This is a genomic window from Serratia sp. JUb9 (assembly GCF_014298095.1).
Lineage (GTDB): Bacteria > Pseudomonadota > Gammaproteobacteria > Enterobacterales > Enterobacteriaceae > Serratia_B > Serratia_B rhizosphaerae.
In genome coordinates this window covers 2602367-2622286 of sequence record NZ_CP060416.1, presented here as the reverse complement: position 1 = coordinate 2622286, position 19920 = coordinate 2602367, and the positions used below count along the sequence as shown (strand labels likewise).

Below are 19920 nucleotides of genomic sequence, written 5' to 3'. Positions count from 1 at the left end.
TATGTTTGCGAAATTCTTTATCCGCCGCCCGGTCTTTGCCTGGGTGATCGCCATTATCATTATGCTGTGCGGCCTGATGTCGATCCGCTCGCTGCCGATTTCACAATACCCGGACGTAGCGTCGCCGTCGGTGGCCATTTCCGCCACCTATCCGGGCGCCTCGGCGGAAACGCTGGAAAACAGCGTGACGCAGGTGATTGAGCAGCAGCTGACCGGCCTCGACGGTCTGCTCTATTTTTCTTCTTCCAGCAGTTCCGACGGCTCGGTCTCCATCAATGTCACCTTCGATCAGGGCACCGACCCGGATATCGCCCAGGTGCAGGTGCAAAACAAGGTGCAGCAGGCGGAGAGCCGCCTGCCGAGCGAAGTGACGGCGCAGGGCATTACGGTGACCAAAAAGCAGAGCGACTTTCTGCTGATAATGTCGCTGTACGATGACACCGACCGCCGCAGCGCCAACGATATCTCCGACTATCTGGTCAGCAATATGCAGGACACGCTGGCGCGGGTGCAGGGCGTGGGCGACGTGCGGGTGTTCGGCGCGCAGCATGCCATGCGCATCTGGCTCAATCCGACCAAACTGGCGTCCTACTCGCTGATGCCGTCAGACGTGACCAGCGCTATCGAAGCGCAGAATACCCAGGTGTCGTCGGGCAAACTCGGCGCGCTGCCGTCGGGCGGCGATCAGCAACTGACCGCCACGGTAATGTCGCGTTCGCGGCTGCAGACTGCGGAGCAGTTCCGCCAGATTATCGTCAAAAGTGCCGGCAGCGGCGCGCTGGTGCGCCTGGGCGATGTGGCGCGGGTGGAGATGGGGGCGGAAGATTACAGCGCTCATTCACAGGTCAACGGCCACCCGGGGGCGGGGATCGCGGTGATGCTGGCGCCGGGCGCCAATGCGCTGTCAACGGCGCAGGCGGTGAAAGCCGCCATCGCCGACTTCCAGCGCGGCATGCCGCAGGGCTATAAGGTGGCCTATCCGCTGGACAGCACCGACTTTATTCATATCTCGATCGAAGAGGTGGTGAAAACCCTGCTGGAAGCGATGGTGCTGGTCGTGGCGGTGATGTTTGTGTTCCTGCAGAACCTGCGCACCACGCTGATCCCGGCGATCGCCGTGCCGGTGGTGCTGCTTGGCACCTTCGGCGTGCTGGCGGCATGCGGCTACTCGATCAATACGCTGACGCTGTTCGGCATGGTGCTGTCTATCGGCCTGTTGGTGGACGACGCCATCGTGGTGGTGGAAAACGTGGAGCGCGTGATGCGCGAACAGCGGCTGCCGCCGCGCCAGGCGACGGAAAAGTCGATGGGGGAGATTACCGGCGCGTTGGTCGGTATTGCGCTGGTGCTGTCGGCGGTATTCCTGCCGATGGCGTTCTTCGGCGGTTCGACCGGAGTGATCTACCGCCAGTTCTCGATCACCATCGTCTCTTCCATGGTGCTGTCGGTGGTGGTGGCGCTGACGCTGACCCCGGCGCTGTGCGCCACGTTGCTGAAGCCATTAGATGAACAACACGGCACCCGCGGGCTGTTTGGCCGCTTCAACCGCGGTTACCAGCGGCTGCAGACGCGTTATCAGCGGCGTATCGGCCGGGTGATTCACGGTCCGGCGCGCTATTTGCTGTTGTATACGCTGGTGCTGGCGGGCTGCGCGTTGATGTTTTTCCGCCTGCCGACCGGTTTTTTACCGACGGAAGATCAGGGGTATGTGATGGTGCAGTTCACCCTGCCGGCCGGCGCGACGGACGCGCGAACGGCGGTCATCAGCAATAAAATCAAGGACTACTTCCTGACCAAAGAGAAAGACAACGTCAACGTAGTGTTCACCGTATCCGGCTTCAGCCTGAGCGGCAGCGGGCAGAATGCCGGCATGGGCTTCGTCTCGCTGAAGAACTGGAGCGAGCGGCCGGGCAGCGAGAACAGCGCCGATGCGATTGCCAAACGGGCGATGGCTTATTTCTCCCGCGAGCGCGACGCGCAGATCTTCTCGCTGACGCCGCCGTCGGTGCCTGGTTTGGGCCAGTCGAACGGCTTTACCTTTGAGCTGCAGGCGCGCGCCGGCACCACGCGGGCGCAACTGCTGGCGATGCGTAACCAACTGTTGCAGCAGGCCGGTGAGAATACGGCGCTGTCGGCGGTGCGCGCCAACACGCTGCCGGATATGCCGCAGCTGCAGGTGGACGTCGACGATGCCAAAGCCGGCGCGCTGGGGCTGAGCACCAGCGATATCAACAGCACGCTCAGCAGCGCGCTGGGCGGCAGTTACGTCAATGATTTTATCGACGGCGGCCGGGTGAAAAAGGTCTATCTGCAGGGCGATGCGCCATTCCGCAGCAAGCCGGAGGATATTGATAAATGGTTTGTGCGCGGCAGCGACGACAGCATGACGCCGTTTTCAGCCTTTGCCCGCAGCCGCTGGATCAACGGGCCGGAGAACCTGTCGCGTTACAACGGCCTGGCGGCGTATGAGATTCAGGGTCAGGGCGCATCCGGCGTCAGTTCCGGCACGGCGATGGCGGAAATGGCCAAACTGGCGCAGCAACTGCCTGCCGGCACCACTTATGCCTGGAGCGGCCTGTCCTATCAGGAGCAACTGACCAGCGGGCAGGCCTCGGCGCTGTATGCCATTTCGATTCTGGTGGTGTTCCTGTGTCTGGCTGCGCTGTATGAAAGCTGGTCGGTACCGTTTTCGGTGATGATGGTGCTGCCGCTGGGCGTTATTGGCTCGCTGCTGGCGATCGGCCTGCGCGGTCTGGAGAACGATGTTTACTTCCAGGTAGCGTTGTTGACGGTGATCGGTCTGTCAGCGAAGAACGCCATTCTGATCGTCGAGTTCGCCGAAGACGCTTACCGGCGCGGGGCCACGTTGACGGCGGCGGCGGTGGAGGCTGCGGCGCTGCGGCTGCGGCCGATCCTGATGACCTCACTGGCCTTTGGCGCCGGCATCCTGCCGCTGGCGTTGTCCAGCGGCGCCGGCGCCAACAGCCGGATCGCCATCGGCACCGGTATCCTCGGCGGTACGCTGACCGCGACCGTACTGGCCATTTTCTTTGTTCCTCTGTTCTTCGTTCTGGTGCGCCGCGTGTTTTCCGGCAAACCGCAGGGACTGACCGATAAGGGCGCTTCACATGATGCAGAATAAACGGTGGCAACGCCTGGCCGTGTTTTCCCTGCCTTGGCTACTGGCCGGCTGCCTTTCCCTTGATCCTGACTATCAGCGGCCGGCGCTGCCGGTCACGCTCGGCGACAGCACCGCGGCTGACCACACGGACGGCTATCCACAGCTGGCGTGGCGCGACTATATCACCGACGCCCGGCTGCGGCAGGTGGTGGCGCTGAGCCTGGATGCCAACCGCGATCTGCGCGAAGCGATCGCCAATATCGCCGCCGCCCGCGCGCTGTATGCCGAAAGCCGCGCCTCGCTGCTGCCGACCCTCGACGCCGGCCTTGACGGCAGCCGCTCGCGGGCGCTGACCGGCAGCGGCAATGCCACCACCATCAGTCAGAGCTATCAGGCGGAGGCCGGCACCAGCGCCTTTGAACTGGATCTGTTCGGCAAGAACCGCAGCCAGACGCGCGCCCAGTATGAGAGTTACCTGAGCAGCGCCGAAGCGGCGCGCAGCACGCGCTTAACGGTGATTGCCACCGTGGTGGAGGCCTGGATCGCGCTGGCGGCCGACCGCAGTAATCTGGCGGCGGCGCAGGATACTGCGGCCAGCGCGCAGCGCTCGTTGACGGTAACGCGCAACAACCAGCGGCACGGCATTGTCTCTCTGGTGGACGTCGCCTCGGCGGAAACGGTTTATCAGGCGGCGCGCGCCGACGTGGCCGAATACGCCACCCTGGTGGAACAGGACAACAATGCGCTGGTGCTGGCGGTCGGCCAGCCGGTGGCGGCCAACCTGTTGCCGGACGGCATCGACGCGCTGGCCGGCAGCATGAAGGAATTGTCGGCGGGCGTCTCTTCGCAGGTACTGCTGAACCGGCCGGACGTGCTGGCGGCGGAACATACGCTGAAGGCGGCCAATGCGGATATCGGCGCGGCGCGGGCGGCGTTTTTCCCCACCATTTCGCTGACCGCCAGCGGCGGCGTCGGCAGCGCGTCGCTGTCATCGCTGTTCAGCCGGGGGGCCGGCATCTGGTCGTTCGCGCCGAGCATCAGCCTGCCGATTTTCAGCGGCGGCTACAACGCGGCGGCGCTGGACTACGCCAACGCCCAGCAGCGGGCCGATGTCGCCAGCTATGAAAAAACGGTGCAGACCGCCTTTCAGGAGGTGTCGGACGCGCTGGCGCGCCGCGCGACGCTCCATCAGCAACTGAGCGCGCAGCGCGGCAACGTCGCGGCGGCACAGCAGTATGCGCATCTGGCGGAGCTGCGTTACCGCCACGGAGTTGACAGCTATCTGAACCTGCTGACGGCGCAGCGTACGCTGTACAGCGCGCGTCAGTCGCTGATCGCCGTGCAGCAGACCCATTACCAAAATCTGATCACGCTGTATAAGGTGATGGGCGGCGGTAGCGCACGGCCGGCGACGGATAAAACTGATTAACCTGCGTGACTATCTTGTTCAGCGACTAAAATGGTAGGGGGCGCCGGCTTTTCGTCGGCGCCATCGACAACCTGACTGTCTGATAAGACAGAGGAGCCTGAGCATGACATATGTAGACGGTTTTGTGGTGGCGGTGCCCGCCGCCAATCAGGAGGCGTATCGTGCGCTCGCGGCGAAAGCCGCGCCGCTGTTTAAGGAGTTTGGCGCCACGCGCGTGGTGGAGTGCTGGGGGGACGACGTGCCCGACGGCAAACTCACCGATTTTCGCGGCGCGGTAAAGGCCACGGCTGATGAGGTGGTGGTGTTCAGCTGGATTGAGTACCCGTCCAAACAGGTGCGCGACGAGGCAAACGGCAGGATGCGCAGCGATCCGCGGATGCAGGAGTTTGGTAATGAGATGCCTTTTGACGGCGCGCGGATGATTTTTGGCGGTTTCTCCACGCTGCTCGACGAGTAAAGGGGGGCGCTATGGCCATCATCAGGCAGCAACTGTGGTTTGCGCAAGAGATGGAAGAAGCGCTGACCTGTTATATCGCGCTGTTTCCCGGTTCGAGGCTGGAATGGCATACAACGCTGCCCGCAGAGTCGCCGTCCGGCCCGGCGGGCAGCGTCAAAATGGCCGGTTTTATCCTTGGCGATCAGCGTTATCTGGCCTTTGAGGCGCAGCCGATCGATCCCTTTACCCACCGCTTTGCGATTGCCGCCGAATGTGACGATCAGGCGGAAATTGATCGGCTGTGGACGGCGCTCAGCGAAGGCGGCAAGACCGAACCCTGCGGCTGGCTGCAGGACCGCTGGGGCATCAGCTGGCAGGTGGTGCCGAAACGGCTGGGCGAGCTGATCCAGGGTGACGATCGCGCCAGGGCGCAGCGCGTGGCCGAAGCGATGCTGAAAATGGGTAAAATTGATATCGCCGCGCTGGAGGCGGCGGCCAATAAAGCGTAAGCGACGTTTTCCCTCTCCGCAACGGGGAGGGAAAATGCAGGAAAAAGATACCGTTATCACAGATATTGCGTCATGCTGCTGTTATTCCCCCCGCAAGGAGCCGCCGTTATGCATCAACAACAACTGAATGCCCTGATAAACGATTATCCGCTGGTCGCCAGACTGCAGGCCTTTGAGCCGCTCACCTGGTTTAATCCGCGCGCCACCACGCTGGAACAGGGGCTGCCGTTCGTCGGTCTGGGGCGGGAGGAGGTGGCGCAGGCGGAGCAGCGACTGACGCGTTTCGCGCCTTATCTGAGCGCCGCCTTTCCGGAAACCCGCGCGGCGGGCGGCATCATCGAATCGGAACTGGTGGCGATCGACGCGATGCGCCAGGCGCTGAACGACCGCTATGAGCGTGCGCTGACGGGACGGCTATGGCTGAAAAAAGACAGTCATTTACCCATCTCCGGCTCGATCAAAGCGCGCGGCGGCATTTATGAAGTGCTGACTCATGCGGAGAAACTGGCGACGGACGCCGGGCTGCTGCAGCCGGAGGATGATTATACGTGCCTGTTCTCCGACGATTTTCGCGCGTTCTTCAGCCGGTACCGCATCGCCGTGGGGTCGACCGGTAATCTGGGACTGTCGATCGGTATTATCAGCGCCAAACTGGGTTTTAACGTCAGCGTGCATATGTCCGCCGACGCCCGCGACTGGAAAAAGCAGAAACTGCGGGAAAACGGGGTGAACGTCATCGAATATGCGGAAGATTATGGCGTAGCGGTGGCGCAGGGGCGTCAGCAGGCGGCGGCGGATCCGCACTGTTTCTTTATTGACGATGAAAACTCAAAAACGCTGTTTCTCGGCTACGCGGTGGCCGGTGGCCGGCTGAAACAGCAGTGTGAACGGCAGGGAATTGTCGTGGATGAACAGCACCCGCTGTTTGTCTACCTGCCGTGCGGCGTGGGCGGCGGCCCCGGCGGCGTTGCGTTCGGCCTGAAGCTGGCCTTTGGCGACCACGTCCACTGCCTGTTTGCCGAGCCGACCCATTCCCCCTGCATGTTATTGGGCGTGCATACCGGCCTGCACGACGCGATTGCGGTGCAGGATATCGGCATCGATAACCTGACGGCGGCGGACGGCCTGGCGGTGGGGCGGCCATCCGGCTTTGTCGGCCGGGCGATGGAGCGCCTGCTGGACGGCTTTTATACGCTGAGCGATGAAGAGATGTATCAGCTGCTGGCGCTGCTGGATCGCCATGAGCAAATCCGGCTGGAGCCTTCGGCGCTGGCCGGCATGCCGGGGCCGTGGAGAGTGGTTGCTAACCCGTAGTGGCTGATGCAGCAAGGCCTGAGCGAACGGCAGGTGGCAAATGCCAGCCACGTGGTGTGGGCCACCGGCGGCGGCATGGTACCGGAGGACGAAATGGCCGCCTACCTGCGGCAGGGAATATGACAAAACGTGCGCGTCTGCGTGCGCAGGCTGGACATCCGGCTAAATATTCTGAGAATAATGGCGACGCTAAATGTTAATTCTATGAGGTAACGGATGAATACGCTTGACGCGATTACACAACGACGGGCTACCAAACAGTTCGACAGCCAGCATGTCATGACGCTGGATGAGAAAAAAGCGCTGCTGGATATCGCGCTGCAGAATGCGCCGAGCGCATTTAACCTGCAACACTGGCGTCCGCTGCTGATAGAAGATGCCGCCCAGCGTGCGGCGATCCGCGAAGCGGCCTGGGATCAGGCGCAGGTGACCGATGCTTCCATGCTGGTGCTGCTGTGCGGCGACCTGTCCAGCTGGGAATCACAGGTGAAAAACATCTGGCACGAGGCGGCAGAACCGGTACAGCAGTTTATCTATCCGGCGATTGACCAGTATTACCGCGATAAACCGCAGGTGCAGCGCGATGAAATCATGCGCAGCAGCGGTATTTTCGCCCAGACGCTGATGCTGGCCGCCAAAGCGCAGGGCTATGACTCCTGTCCGATGGATGGCTTCGACTTTGACGCGGTCGGCAAGATCGTCAACAAACCGGACCATTACCAGATCGCCCTGATAGTGGCGATCGGCAAAGGCGTCAGCCAGCCTTATCCGCGCATCGGCAAACTGCCTCTCGAGCAGATTGTCAGCGTCGATCGTTACTGATCGTCTCCGGTATGGGGCTATGGCCCCATACCATTCTCACCTTTATCAGAATCCTCAAGCGCCGCCACGATCTGCGCCAAACGCCGCTGCTGCCGTGCCGGCAGGCTGGCCGCTGCGCGATGGCCGACGTTGTCTGCCGCCAGCGTATTTAATCCCACCAGCCAGTCATAAATATAGAAGGCGGCGTCATTGACCGGTGCGGCCGCCAGCCGGGTCAGACGCGGCGGCGTCAGATCGCCGGACGGCGCGTGCGGAGAGGTAAAGATCGGCTGCCCCTGCTGGATGCGGCTGGTTGGCCGCCGTTGCGGCAAGCAGTGTTGGAAGCCCAGCCAGGCGACAAAATCGCCGAGTACGCCGAGCGCCAGTGAGGTTTGACGTTGGGCATTGCCGCTGTCGGTCATCAGCGCGTCGCGCAGCTGACGGTCAATGCCCAGCCGCCAGGCGGCGTTAATCAGCGTATCGGCCAGCAGGCTAAGACAGCGGCTGTCGATATCCAGTTGCTGCTTCAGCGCGCGGTTATCCGCCAGACGGCGCAGATGTTCCAGCCACAGGCGGAATGCAGCGTCGGCAAAACACGATGTCGGCGGGGAAATATCGCTGCCGTCCGCAACCGGCGCCAGCAGATCCAGCTCGATGCCGATACCCAACGGCTCACCGCCGGTAAGCGGCGCCGGCTGTTGATAGAGATGCAGCAGCGCTTCCTGCGGCGGTAGCAGCTGTTGCAGCAACTCGCCGTGCACCCCGGTGCGGGCCTGCAGCGTCTGCAGCAGACGCCGGGCGACCTGCTGCTGTTGCGGCCGTTCATCATCATCCGCCGCCGGCAGCCAGTCGCCCAGCACCGCTTTCGTCAGAACGGTGTGCAGCGTCAGCAGCCGTTTGGTCAGCCGCCGCTGACGGATGCGGTTATCGACCGCCGTCGTCAGATAGGCCAGCAGGCGCCGGTGATCGTGTTCATCCTGCGCCAGCAACGTCCCCCAGTGTACGCCCGGTTCGCCGATATGGCGCTGCACGGCGGCTTCATAATCCTGCGCCGCAGCGCTGCGCGGGGTCAGCAACCAGATCAGGTCCGGTTTGCCTGCCTCATCCGGGGCCGGCAGTCCGCCTTGTTGCCAATGGCTGAGCGCTTTGGCGGCCGGCAATACTGTCTGTCGATCGGTCGCCGCGCCGCTGACCAGCAGCAGCGTGGGTTGGCTGCGCTCGTTGCAGTGGTGCAACAGCCAGCGGCGTTTGGCAGACAGCAGAGAGGATGTTAGCGCCTGCTCACATGCTGTCGAAACGCCGGGGATATCCAGCAGAACGACGGGATGACCAAAGATGCCGCCGCCTGACGGCGTGGTGAGCGTCAGTTCGGCCGTCAGCAGCGCCAGTTCCGCCTGTGAACAGCGCTGCGGCGTCTGCGCCTCAGTCAGCGGCAGCAGCACGGTATGGCGGTCGCCTTCGCCGTTGAGCCAGGCCGCTGCTGAACCGTCGATCACCGCGCTCAGCGTGTCGATATCTTCCGTCAGCGTGAACTGGCGGCTGCCGAGCTCCCGCAGCCGGTGCGCCAGCTGACGATACAGGGCGGTGAACGCTGGCCGCTCTCCCCACAGCGGAGCAAACAGCGCTGCGCGCTGATCGATATTCAGGCCGGGCGCCAGCGCTAGCGCCGCCGGCCAGAACGGATCGTTGGCGAGCTGCGGATGGTAGTGGCTCAGCGTCTCCCACAGCGTCAGCAGCCGATCTTCGTCAACGCCCTCTGCCGGTATCGCGTGGGGCTGACGGCGCAGGGCGGATAAACCTGTCGCCAGCTGCCGGCGATCCGGCGGCTGCGCGCCGGCGGCGAAAAACAGCAGCCCAACGAGGTCGCTTTCCTCCAGCAGCGTCAGGCGTGGTGTGGCCGGCTGAGGCGTCTGGTGATAGCGTACCGTCAGCGCCGGCTGCCCGACGGGGTGCGGGGTAACGCCCAACTGGCGTAGCAGTGCGGCCTTTGCCTGCCGCGCATTGCCGTAAATACCCAGGCTGAAACTCTCGTCAGCGGCAATGGTCAGCCGCCGTGCGTCGCGCCGACAGCGGCGCAGGCGCAGCGCCAGACTCTCCGCTTCCGCCGCCAGCCGCGCTGAATCATGGCGAGCGTCCTGCAGCCAGTCGAGCGCCCGTTGCGCAACGTCGTGCAGGCGTTGCGCCGGTAAAGAAATATCACTCATGATGGAAACACGCTCCCGCTGTCGATCCAGTAATGGCTTGCCGCGCCGTCGCCGGCCGCCAGGGTATTTAATTTCAGCTGCAGGTGCGTCAGCGGCACCGCTTCGCCATCGTCCAGCGTGGCGTCGGCCAGTTCGAAGCGTTCACCGTCGGCAACCCGCAGCCGTATCTGCAGCACCGCGCTGCCGGCCAGCCGGCGCGCCAGTTGCGTATCGACAATATGCAGGCTGTACAGCGGCGAGGCGGGCCAGCGCGCATTGTCCAACTGACGGAAACCCAGGCGCAGCGGGCCGCGCAGGGTAAAGGCGCGGTTATCCAGCATGAAGTCGCGGCGATCCAGATCGATATCGCGATAGTAGACGTTATCGTCGCTCAGGCTCTGCCGGGCATCCAGCATGCCGAGATAGCGGATGGTGGAGTAAGGCCGGAAATCGCCGGCCTTGAAATAAAAACTGCCAAGGCGCAGGTCCAGCGCCAGTAAGCACAGCATAGCGCCGACCGCCGCGGTGGATTTCGGCGTGTCGATACGTCCGTGGCGGGCGAACGGATACCACTGACTGGCGTGATAGCCGTCCAGCGACAGCATGCGGCCCGCCGGCAGGGGCTGCAAATGGCGCAGCAGCGCCTGCACGCCCGGCAGGCGGCAGGGGCGGCCGGTCAGCAGCAGCACATCGCAGGCGTAATGGGCCACCACTTCGCTGAGTGCCTGCAGGCACGCTTTGATGCGGATCTGTCCGGATAGAAACGCCGCGTGCAGATCGCGCAGAGGCAGCAGCAGCGGGGTGTGCAGAATGTCGAAGGCCGGCGCATCGGCGCCAAGCTGGCGCTGCACCTCTGCGTTGATAAAGTGCAGTACGCCGTCGGTCGGCCGCTGCGGCAGCAATTCGCCGAAGGTGGCCGCCAGTTCGGCGCCGGCGTCCAGCGGATCGTACGTTTCGTAGGCCTGTAAAATCGCCTGGCCGAGCGGAATAAATAGCTGCAGCGCCGTTTGCTGCCGCCGCGTTGACAGGCCGTCGAGCCGTCCCTGATTGCCGAACAGCGTGTCCATCAGCGCGGCGGGGTGCGCCACGCCGGCCCGCTCCAGCGTCTGCCGCAGCGCAGGCAGCAGATAGCGTTGGATCACATCGAGCAGGATATCGTCTCCCGCCAGTTTAAAACCTTCGCGGAACAGCAGCTGCGGGATGATTTTTACGTTATGCCCCAGACCGTCGTCCAGCGAGAACTGGGTGACCGACAGATCGCTGGTGCCGCCGCCGATATCGATCGAGGCGATGCGCAGCGCCGTACCGCGCTGTGCGGCAGGGCGATCCGGGCGCGCCATGGCGGCAAAAAACGCCTTACTGTCGCCGGCAAAATTGACCTGCGTTTCGTTATACAGGTACACCATCTGGCCGCAGGTGGCTTCATCCCACTCCATCTGGATCTCAGGCTGCGGCGGCGCGTCGTGCGTCTGCCAGCCGAGCGCCGTCCAGACCAGACCGATGGCTTCGGCCATGCGGCGGCGAAACAGCTCGCGCTCCGGCTTTGGCATCGCGGCGGGCAGGGTAAGGATAATCTGCCGCAGCCGTCGCGGCGTGTTGCCGTGCGGCTGGGTCAGACGCTGGGCCACGCTGTTGATCTGCATCAGCGTCTGCGCCAGCAGCTCGCTCAGCATCAGCGTCATCAGCGCGCTGCGGCTGTACTGGGCGCTGAATACCGGCAGCTGCTGTGACGGTGCGAGGCCAGATAACGGCTGGCCTTCGTCGTTCAGTAATAACGACAGCGGTGCGGCGGCGGCCATTGGCTCCTGCGCCTGATTAAAGCGCCAGCCGTGGTCATAGGGGGCGTCGTCCCACAAATAGCGGCGCGGGCTGGAGAGGCCGGTGGCGCCCTCGGCGCCCTGACGCTGCGCCGCCAGCCGGCTGGCCTCATCGCCGACCCGCACCAGCGACGGCCAGCAGAATGCCCGCTCGCGACCGCTCTGAAAAGAGTAGTTCTCCGGCCCAAACTGTGTCTGAACAAACTCCACCCGGCTGGAGAACGGCGCCTGATGCAGTTGGTGCGGCTGGCTGAAATCCCGCAGCTGCAGCGCATAGGTCTGCTTCAGGCCGTCACGCTCTTGCGCATGCTGCTCGACTAAAATGCCGCAGGTATGGGAATTGCCGACGTCGAGGATCAAATCGACCGGAATCGGCGCCGTTTGTCCGCCGGCGGCGATCAGACGGATCGCCGGCAGCTGCAGCCGCTCTGCCAGCAGCGTCAGCAGGTTCAGATAATGCGCCTGATATTCGAACGCTTTCAGCGCGCCACGCAGCGCGTTTTCGCTGCGCTGCTCGCGCTCGGCGGCCTGCTGACGGAACACGTCCCGCAGCCAGCCGTCGACCCAGGTCTGATCGAGAAACTCGTCGAGATCGCGGCTGTGATGCGCCAGCGCAAACGCCAGACCGGCGTTGACGTCATTCGCATCCGGCGCCAGCGACGGGGTATCCGCCTCCCGCAACTGGGTATCAAACGTCAGGGTAATGCGCCACAGGCAGCCATCCTCGTCGGGCTGCGTCAACGGCGTAAAGCGCATCCGCGCCCAGTTTGCCGGGCCGTTGAGAAAACCGCCCGCCGGGCTGAAACGGAAGAAAGGCAACGGCAGCCACTGTTCTGCCAGCAGTGCCAGCGAACGTTCAAACGGCAGACGCAGCTCCGGTCGGACCGTTTCCGGCGGTGTGCTGTCGTCGTGGTTCAGCAGGTGCTTGCCTGACGTCGTATCGAAGCGCAGCCGCAGCAGCGGGCCGTTGGCGGTTTTACGCACATAGGCGCCGGGCAGCGTTGGTGCAGCATTCTCCGGCGGCAGACCAAAGTCCAGAAACTGTACGCCGCTGTTTTGCACCAGCGTGATCTGTGCGGGGTAATGGGGAAGGGTCGCCAGCATCATTTTTTCTCGCGCGTGATGGTCATGGGGTAAAGCGTGTCGGCGCCGTAGCGGCCGCTGCACGCGGCGGGGCGGTCCTCCTGCGGCTGGCAGACGATTTCCGGTATCTGATAGCGGGAGCCGTCGCTGCAGTGCGCCTTAGTGCGGCTGTTAATCACCAGGTTGCCGGACGGCATCAGTCCGGTTTCGACGTCAACCCGGCAGCGCACGTTATCCGCCTGGCGGATGCTGAGGCTGCCTTTACCGTTATGCAACCGGTACCGCAGGCTGGGCAGCCGACCGGTCAGCGGCGTTTTGACATCCGGCACGGCGCGCCATTCGCCGTTAAGAAAACGGGTGGAACCGGCTTTCACCGCTGCGGCGGGCATGATCAGGGCGTGGTTATCGCTCGGCGGCGCGGCAGGCTCCGGCGTAGGGGGCGCCGGCTGCAACGTCGCCTTTGCCAGTGGCAACGGCGGCATGGGCGTGATCGCAGGCGGTGCGGCCGGCGGCATCGGAAGAACCGGCGCGGTCCCGGCAACCGGCGGCGCAGCGTCGTGAGACTGCCGCCATTGCCAGCCCAGCGCGGCCAGCGTCATGACCATGACGATAGCCGCCAGCAGCCAGCCTGGACGGCCGGCGCGCGGCGGCCGGACGTCATATTGCGGCGCGGAGGGCGCGCCGATCGCCGTTTCGGCAGCGGTAACCGGCGCGGCGACCGGCGAGGTTTCCTCCGACCGCAGGCAGGCAAACGGGTCACTGCCGCCGCCTTGTTCGGCATGGTCAAACCCCCAGAACGTCAGCACCGGTTTGCCGTCGACCAGATAAACCTGCTGCGCATCAGGGAAGCGCAGCAGATAACGCAACAGAGTACCGAAGCGCTGCTGCGCCGCCTGCGGCGCGGCAACGGCCTGGCGGCTGAGCGCCTCAACCTCGGTAAGGCAGGCGTCCAGCTGCGCCAGCGCCGCACGTCGTTCATTATCGTCGGCCGCCGTCCACGGGCGGATCTCACCGCTGAACGGCGCATACCAATCGATGCGATCTTGTCGGAGGTTTAATTGCGGGATAGCCAGACAGTCTGCGATTGCCGGTTGATTCTTGAGGCGCAGCGCCTCGCGGATTGACTGCGCCTGGGCGTAAATGGGTTGGCCATTTTCCCCCAGAGCGACCAGCTTATCCAGACTGCCGCTGCGTAAAAAAGGTTTCGTCACGCTCAGAAAGACCTTGTGTAAGACTTGCTACAACACCAACGGTCACTCTAATCCGCACGCAAAGAAAGCAAAGGGAGAAAAACAGGGCAAAATCGCCGTCTGTTTACGCCATCAGACGGCGCATTCTGCCTCTGCCAGCAGTGAGATCACCGCTTGACGCAGCCACTGCAGCGCCGGCTCGCGATCGCGACGGCGGTGCCACAGCATCGCTACCTCAAACGGGGCGATATCCAGCGGCGGCGGGCTGACGCACAGCCCGTAATGCTGCCGCCAGCCCGCCGCCAGCCCTGCAGGCACGGTGGCGAAGGCCGCGCTGCGCTGCAGCAGCAGAGGCAGCGAGGCAAAATGGGGCGTGGTGTAAACCACCCGGCGACGCTTTCCCAGCTCGGCCAACTGGCGATCGATCAGGCTGCTGTCAGCACCGCGGTAGGAAACCAGCAGGTGGTCGGCGCGGGTATAGGCATCCAGCGTCAGCGGCGTCGGCGGCTGCTGTTGCTGCGGGTGCCAGAAAGTTTGGTAGTCCATGGTGGTCAGCACCTGGCGCACCACCGCGTGCGGGGCGTCATTGGCGACGGAAATCGCCAGATCGATCTCGTCCCGCACCAGCAGCGCGGCGTCCTGAAACGGGTCGGTTGCCGTCACCTGCAGGCGGACGCCGGGGGCGTTGTGGCGCAAAAACTGATACAGCGGCGGGATCAGCCAGCTTTCCACCCAGTCGGTCACGCCCAGACGAAAGGTTTGCCGGGCGCGGGCAGGGGAAAACTCCGGCTGTTGAAACAGCACCTGCTGCATATTTTCCATCAGCGGCGTCAGTTCCGTCACCAGCGATACGGCGCGGGGCGTCGGCTCCATGCCTTTGGCCGAACGGATAAACAGCGGATCGTTAAACATCTCGCGCAGGCGAGCCAGCGCGCCGCTGACCGCCGGCTGGCCAAGAAACAGTTTCTGCGCCGCGCGCGTCACGCTGCGTTCACGGTACAGCACCAGCAATACCGTCAGTAAATTCAGATCGATACGATTAAAATCATTTTCTCTGATGTTCACAATCAACCTAATCAATTTGAATGATGTTATTGGACAATACAATAATCTCTGCCAGCGTTAAAGACGACGTTAAATCTCATATGGGGAGTTTATGAAACGACATTTAGTGCTGGCCGCCGGCCTGCTGATGACCACCGCCGCGGTTCAGGCCGCCGATACGCAGCGGCAGGCGCCGGGATATTACCGGATGACGCTGGGCAAACTGACCGTCACCGCGGTGTCTGATGGCACGGTGACCATCCCGCTCGATCAGCTGTTGGTGCCGATTGACAAGGAAACGCTGCAGCGCCGGATGGCGGAGGACGCGATGACGCCGCAGGCGGAAACCTCGCTCAATACCTTTGTGATTGACGACGGCAAACAGCGGGTACTGGTGGATACCGGCGCTGGCCAGCTGTTCGGCAACAATGGCGGCCATCTGCTGGAAAACCTGCGTGCGGCGGGCTACCCGGCCGACAGCATCAACGCGGTACTGCTGACGCACGTGCATGGCGACCACTCCGGCGGTGTGTCGCAGCAGGGCAAACCGACGTTCCCCAATGCGGATGTCTATGTTGATAAACGCGATCCGGATTTCTGGCTGAACGATGCCAACCAAAGCAAGGTGGAAGAGGGACAGCGCCACACCTTTAAAGAATCCGCCGATGCGCTCAATCCGCTGATCGCCGCGGGCAAACTGAAAACCTTCAGCGCGCCGGCGCGGCTGCCGCTGGGCATTCAGGCGCAGGCGGCCTACGGGCATACGCCGGGCAGCGTTACCTACCGCATAGAAAGCGAGGGGCAGACGCTGGTGCTGTGGGGCGATATTATCCACGCCAAAGCGGTGCAGATGCCGGAGCCACAGGTGGCGATTCACTTTGACGTCGACCGGCGGCAGGCGATCGCCACGCGCGAACGCATCCTGGCGCAGGCGGCGAAAGAGGGCTTCTGGGTGGCCGCTGCGCATATCTCCTTCCCGGGGCTGGGACATGTGCAGCGTCAGGGCAACGGTTATCGCTGGGTGCCGGCCAACTATTCCACTCAACTGGCGAAATAATCCGTATCGCCGTCTAAAACAAGCAGGCCGCTCCATCCGGACATTAAGGCATGGAGCGAGCTTTACTGCATTTATCCGTTAAAATTAAACACAAGTCAGCTTTATTATTTGATATATTTTTATATCAATAATCAATCTTCAAGTGATTTCTTGGTTATTTTCAAAAAATACTCCTGCCTGGTTGGGATGATTTTAACGCGCAAGGATTATTCTTGCAGCGCAAGATATCGATTCACTATGTTACCGTGGTTTTTAAATTGGATTATTTTTATTTTTTCACGTATTGATTTTGTTTTTTCTTTGTTTTTTAGGCTAAAACTCCAATTTGATATGCGCGGCTGTTTTTATTTGGCGCTTTGTTGATTGTTTGAAATAACATGCGCTAACATTCTTCATCAGACGCGGATGGGATTCCGCCGTACTTAATCAATAAAATTCGCACTCAGCCTCCGGGAATGGATGTCTCCATTCCAACCGTTAAATATTGCCCGCGTTCGCCGTGCAATATTTTTTTGGATTGCATGACTAAGGATAAAGTCAGAGTGAATCTTGGTGTCGATATTATAGAAATAGATCGCGTCGCAATGGCAATAAAACGCAGCGGAGATAAATTATTGCTCCGCCTTTTAACCGATGATGAGCGGCGAGAACTGGGCGACATTACGCATAACTGCGAGCGCGTCGCCGGCTTTTGGGCGGCCAAGGAGGCTGCGGTGAAAGCGTTGGGAACCGGCTTTCGCCTCGGTATCGCCTTTCACGACATTGAAGTGCGCCACGATAAATTAGGCCGGCCTTTTTATTTTTTCTCGGGTGAATTTGCACGCCTGATGAAAGAACGTGGTCTGGCGCAATCTACGCTGAGTATTTCACATTGCCGGACGCATGCTATTGCGGCGGCGGCATTCAGTTGACGTGTTAATATAAAGGATTATTTATGTCGATATATCCTGATTTAAATGGGAAAAATGTGCTGATTACCGGCGCAAGCGGAGATATTGGTCTGGCTATATGCAAGAAATATCTTGACCAAGGCGCGACGGTTTATGCTGTTTATCACAATGATGCCAGCGGGCTGGAAAAATTAAAAAATAAACATCCGCAGGGGCAGGCGCTAAATATTCATCAGTGCAATGTTTCGGACGTTCAGTCCGTCGATGAACTGGTGAATACGCTCGATGCTGAGGCCGGCTCTATTCATGTACTAATTAACAATGCTGGGATTTATAAAGATAATTTATTCAGCGCGCTGAGCTTTGAGGAGTTCGACCAGGTGATCAAGGTCAACCTGTACGGCACCTTCAATATGACCAAGCAGTTTATGCGCTTATTGCGCCTCGCGCGTCAGGCGGCGATCGTCAATATTTCGTCGGTATCCGGCGTTACGTCCAGCTTCGGTCAGACCAACTACAGCGCGGCCAAGGCCGGCATCGTCGGCTTTACCCGCACGCTGGCCGCCGAGATGGCCGCCAAAGGGGTGCGCGTGAATGCGGTGGCGCCGGGGATGATCGAATCACGCATGGTAAAAAAAGTCCCGCGCCAGATTGTGCGCAACGTGATGTCCGCCATTCCACTCAAGCGTCTTGGTCATGTCGACGAGATCGCCAACGTGGTGGCGTTTTTGAGTTCGGACGCATCCAGCTACATCGTCGGTCAGACCCTGATCGTCGATGGCGGCCTGATTATGCGTTAACAGACAGGAAAGTCGCATGCCTAACTATAACAAAAGTCTGGTTACCCCTTCGGTGCTGCTACGGATGGGCGCCTGGCGAGCACCTATTTTTATGGTCGACCGCATCGTGGATTTTACCCCCGGCGAGAAAGGCTCGATCACCGTGATCAAGCACGTCACCTTCAATGAACCGTATATTCCGGGGCATTTCCCGGATAACCCGGTGATGCCGGGCGTGCTGATCGCCGAGATTTTCGGCCAGGCCAGCGAGTATTTCAGCCTGCTGTGCGATTACTGCCAGCGCCATGAGCGGGAAACCGCAACGCCGCTGAAAAAGTTCGATGACGTGGCGCGTTCGCTGGCGAATGCCGAAGGGGTCGAGCGGGTGATGGCCGAGCGCCACCGCATTATCGGTTTTCTGGCGTCGCAGGACGTCAAGTACCGCCATGTGGTGAATCCGGGCGACACCATTGAGGTGCACAGCAAGCTGGCGTTCGCCGATCCCAACGGCTTCCACCATTACGAAGTGGAGGCCCGCGTCGGGCGTCATATCGCCTGCGCCGGCCGTATCGTCAATTTCCGCATCGACCGCAGCATTGCGGAAGCCAAGGGCATACAGATTAACTAACCGCGGGGAACCAACACCATGAGTAACACCGGGCTAAACGCCGTGATTGAACAACGACAACAGGTACTGGAAAAAATCAAGGCGGGTCTGATCGAGCGTCTCAACCTGTACCAGAACGTGCAGCAGATTGATGACGATACGCCGCTGTTCGGCAGCGGGCTGAAGCTGGATTCGGTAGACGCCACCGAGGTGATCGTACTGCTCGATGAAACCTTCAATATCCGGGTGAAGGAGGGCGATGACCCTTCCTATATGCGCAGTGTGAACACCCTGGCGTCGTTTGTGATCGGCAAGCAGGGAGAAATGGCGGCAGCCAAGGCAGCAGAAGAGGCGGAAAAGGCATGAAACTGAGCGATATTCATCAGCAAAATGGCGCCATCATGGGCGAACGCAACGGCGTCGCCGTCCCACTGCGCTACTTCGACGCCGCCGCCGAGCACCAGGCGCTGCGTAAGAACATTCTACTGGTCGACTACTCGCATTTCGGCATCGCCAGCGTCAGCGGCGACAGTGCCTGGGCGCTGCTGAACCAGGTGGTGTCCGGCGATGTCTCCTCCATCCGTGACGAACAGGCGATGTACAGCCTGATCCTCGATCGCGACGGCATGATCGTCAGCGATCTGTATATCGCCTGCGATGATGAACGCTTCCTGCTGATTTCCGAATGGATGACCGGCGAGGCTCTGTGCCAGCTGCTGCGCGATCGGCTGGCGGGCAATGAGGAAGAGTTTGACGAGATTGAAACCATCGAGTCGCTGACGCCGGACTGGGGCACGCTGCACCTTGAAGGGCCGTACGCCTGGGAACTGCTGGCGGAGCTGTACGGTATGGACGTGATCGGCCTGCCGTTCCAGGAGCATATGCACGTTGACGAACTGATCCTGCTGCGCAGCGGCAAGCACGGCGAATTCTCCTACAAGCTGATGGGGCCGCGTGACGAACTGGCCGACGTATGGCGGCAACTGCAGGAAGCCGGCGAGAAGTTCGATCTGCGCACCGGCGGTCTGGATTATCAGCGTCTGGCCCGCCTGGAGAACCCTTGCTGGGAGCCGGGGCTGTTCAATGACTACAGCCGCTGTCCGATCGAACTGCAGATGCAGTGGACGGTGTGTTATGACAAAGACCAGTTCACCGGTCAGGAGGCCATCGGCGAGCGCGTAGAGCAGGGCGTCGCCCAGCGCGCCGTCGGCATGACCATCGCCGGCCGCAGTGAACCGATGCCGCAGCGCGGCGATAAAGTGCTGCTGAACGGCGAGTGCATCGGCGAAGTGATCGTCTGCGACTACTCCACGGATCTGGAGGCCAGCCTTGGCCGTCTGATGCTGCGCAACGCCTGGGCCTGGGCGGATATCGACTGCTATCAGGTGCAGTGCGGCGACGCGCTGGTGACGGTGAACACCGCTGCGGTGCCGTTCGCCCGCAACTACAGCTTCCTGATTAACCCGTCGGAGCACAGCTACGTCGACAGCACGCGTCCGCGCGATCTGCTGCAGCAGTTTGAATGGCAGCGCATCAAGGAAGAACAGGAAGCGGCGGAAAAAGCCGCGCAGGAGCAGGCAGAGCAGGTATCGGCCGACAAGCCGCCGCAGGCCTGACGCTCACGACGCGCCCGGTTCGGGGCGCGTCACCCTTAATTCGG

At 61.7% G+C, this 19920-nt stretch carries 15 protein-coding genes and 1 pseudogene; 12 read left to right on the top strand and 4 right to left on the bottom strand.

Going from position 1 to position 19920, the window contains the following annotated elements; translation table 11 throughout:
• The first annotated feature begins 1 nt into the window (after window position 1).
• The 6 genes and pseudogenes from HF675_RS12390 (at window position 2) to HF675_RS12365 (ending at window position 7631) form a co-directional block, all read left to right on the top strand.
• The gene (locus tag HF675_RS12390; protein WP_187043118.1) at window positions 2-3142 is read left to right on the top strand and encodes an efflux RND transporter permease subunit; all 3141 of its coding nucleotides are present in this window, start codon (window positions 2-4) and stop codon (window positions 3140-3142) included.
• Complete coding sequence (locus HF675_RS12385; protein WP_111737110.1) at window positions 3129-4550, top strand: efflux transporter outer membrane subunit; 1422 nt, start codon at window positions 3129-3131, stop codon at window positions 4548-4550. Before HF675_RS12390 ends, HF675_RS12385 begins: the two co-directional genes overlap by 14 nt.
• 103 nt (window positions 4551-4653) lie before the next feature.
• On the top strand, window positions 4654-5007 hold the full coding sequence (locus HF675_RS12380) for a DUF1428 domain-containing protein (RefSeq protein ID WP_105231114.1): 354 nt from the start codon (window positions 4654-4656) through the stop codon (window positions 5005-5007).
• An 11-nt stretch (window positions 5008-5018) separates the two neighbouring features.
• Window positions 5019-5495, top strand: coding sequence for a VOC family protein (locus HF675_RS12375; RefSeq protein ID WP_187043117.1), 477 nt, complete (start codon window positions 5019-5021; stop codon window positions 5493-5495).
• A gap of 108 nt (window positions 5496-5603) precedes the next feature.
• A pseudogene (locus tag HF675_RS12370) lies at window positions 5604-6932 on the top strand (D-serine ammonia-lyase).
• A gap of 93 nt (window positions 6933-7025) precedes the next feature.
• Entirely contained in the window at window positions 7026-7631 is a 606-nt protein-coding gene (locus HF675_RS12365; protein ID WP_105231117.1) for a nitroreductase family protein, read from the top strand.
• Between the two features lie 17 nt (window positions 7632-7648).
• Here HF675_RS12365 and HF675_RS12360 read toward each other — a convergent pair whose 3' ends face one another.
• The 4 genes from HF675_RS12360 to HF675_RS12345 all read right to left on the bottom strand — a co-directional run bounded on the left by HF675_RS12360 (window position 7649) and on the right by HF675_RS12345 (window position 14951).
• Window positions 7649-9814 carry a virulence factor SrfC family protein gene (locus HF675_RS12360; RefSeq protein ID WP_187043116.1) on the bottom strand — a complete coding sequence of 722 codons (2166 nt, stop codon included), beginning with the start codon at window positions 9812-9814 and terminating at the stop codon, window positions 7649-7651.
• Complete coding sequence (locus HF675_RS12355; protein ID WP_105233340.1) at window positions 9811-12714, bottom strand: virulence factor SrfB; 2904 nt, start codon at window positions 12712-12714, stop codon at window positions 9811-9813. Before HF675_RS12355 ends, HF675_RS12360 begins: the two co-directional genes overlap by 4 nt.
• Window positions 12714-13904, bottom strand: a complete 1191-nt coding sequence (locus HF675_RS12350) for an SrfA family protein (RefSeq protein ID WP_187043115.1) — start codon at window positions 13902-13904, stop codon at window positions 12714-12716. The genes HF675_RS12355 and HF675_RS12350 overlap by 1 nt, the downstream gene beginning before the upstream one ends.
• Window positions 13905-14015: 111 nt before the next feature.
• Window positions 14016-14951, bottom strand: a complete 936-nt coding sequence (locus HF675_RS12345) for a LysR family transcriptional regulator (protein ID WP_238404540.1) — start codon at window positions 14949-14951, stop codon at window positions 14016-14018.
• An 88-nt stretch (window positions 14952-15039) separates the two neighbouring features.
• Between HF675_RS12345 and HF675_RS12340 the strand changes: the two genes are divergently transcribed.
• From HF675_RS12340 to HF675_RS12315, 6 genes are all read left to right on the top strand, one after another.
• The gene (locus tag HF675_RS12340) at window positions 15040-15984 is read left to right on the top strand and encodes an MBL fold metallo-hydrolase (protein ID WP_111737103.1); all 945 of its coding nucleotides are present in this window, start codon (window positions 15040-15042) and stop codon (window positions 15982-15984) included.
• A 521-nt stretch (window positions 15985-16505) separates the two neighbouring features.
• Window positions 16506-16895, top strand: a complete 390-nt coding sequence (gene acpS / locus HF675_RS12335) for a holo-ACP synthase (protein WP_238404534.1) — start codon at window positions 16506-16508, stop codon at window positions 16893-16895.
• A gap of 23 nt (window positions 16896-16918) precedes the next feature.
• On the top strand, window positions 16919-17674 hold the full coding sequence (locus HF675_RS12330; protein WP_105231124.1) for an SDR family NAD(P)-dependent oxidoreductase: 756 nt from the start codon (window positions 16919-16921) through the stop codon (window positions 17672-17674).
• Between the two features lie 16 nt (window positions 17675-17690).
• The gene (locus tag HF675_RS12325; RefSeq protein ID WP_105231125.1) at window positions 17691-18281 is read left to right on the top strand and encodes a 3-hydroxyacyl-ACP dehydratase FabZ family protein; all 591 of its coding nucleotides are present in this window, start codon (window positions 17691-17693) and stop codon (window positions 18279-18281) included.
• A gap of 18 nt (window positions 18282-18299) precedes the next feature.
• Window positions 18300-18626 carry an acyl carrier protein gene (locus HF675_RS12320; protein WP_105231126.1) on the top strand — a complete coding sequence of 109 codons (327 nt, stop codon included), beginning with the start codon at window positions 18300-18302 and terminating at the stop codon, window positions 18624-18626.
• The gene (locus HF675_RS12315) at window positions 18623-19876 is read left to right on the top strand and encodes an aminomethyltransferase family protein (protein WP_187043113.1); all 1254 of its coding nucleotides are present in this window, start codon (window positions 18623-18625) and stop codon (window positions 19874-19876) included. The genes HF675_RS12320 and HF675_RS12315 overlap by 4 nt, the downstream gene beginning before the upstream one ends.
• Window positions 19877-19920 lie beyond the last annotated feature (44 nt).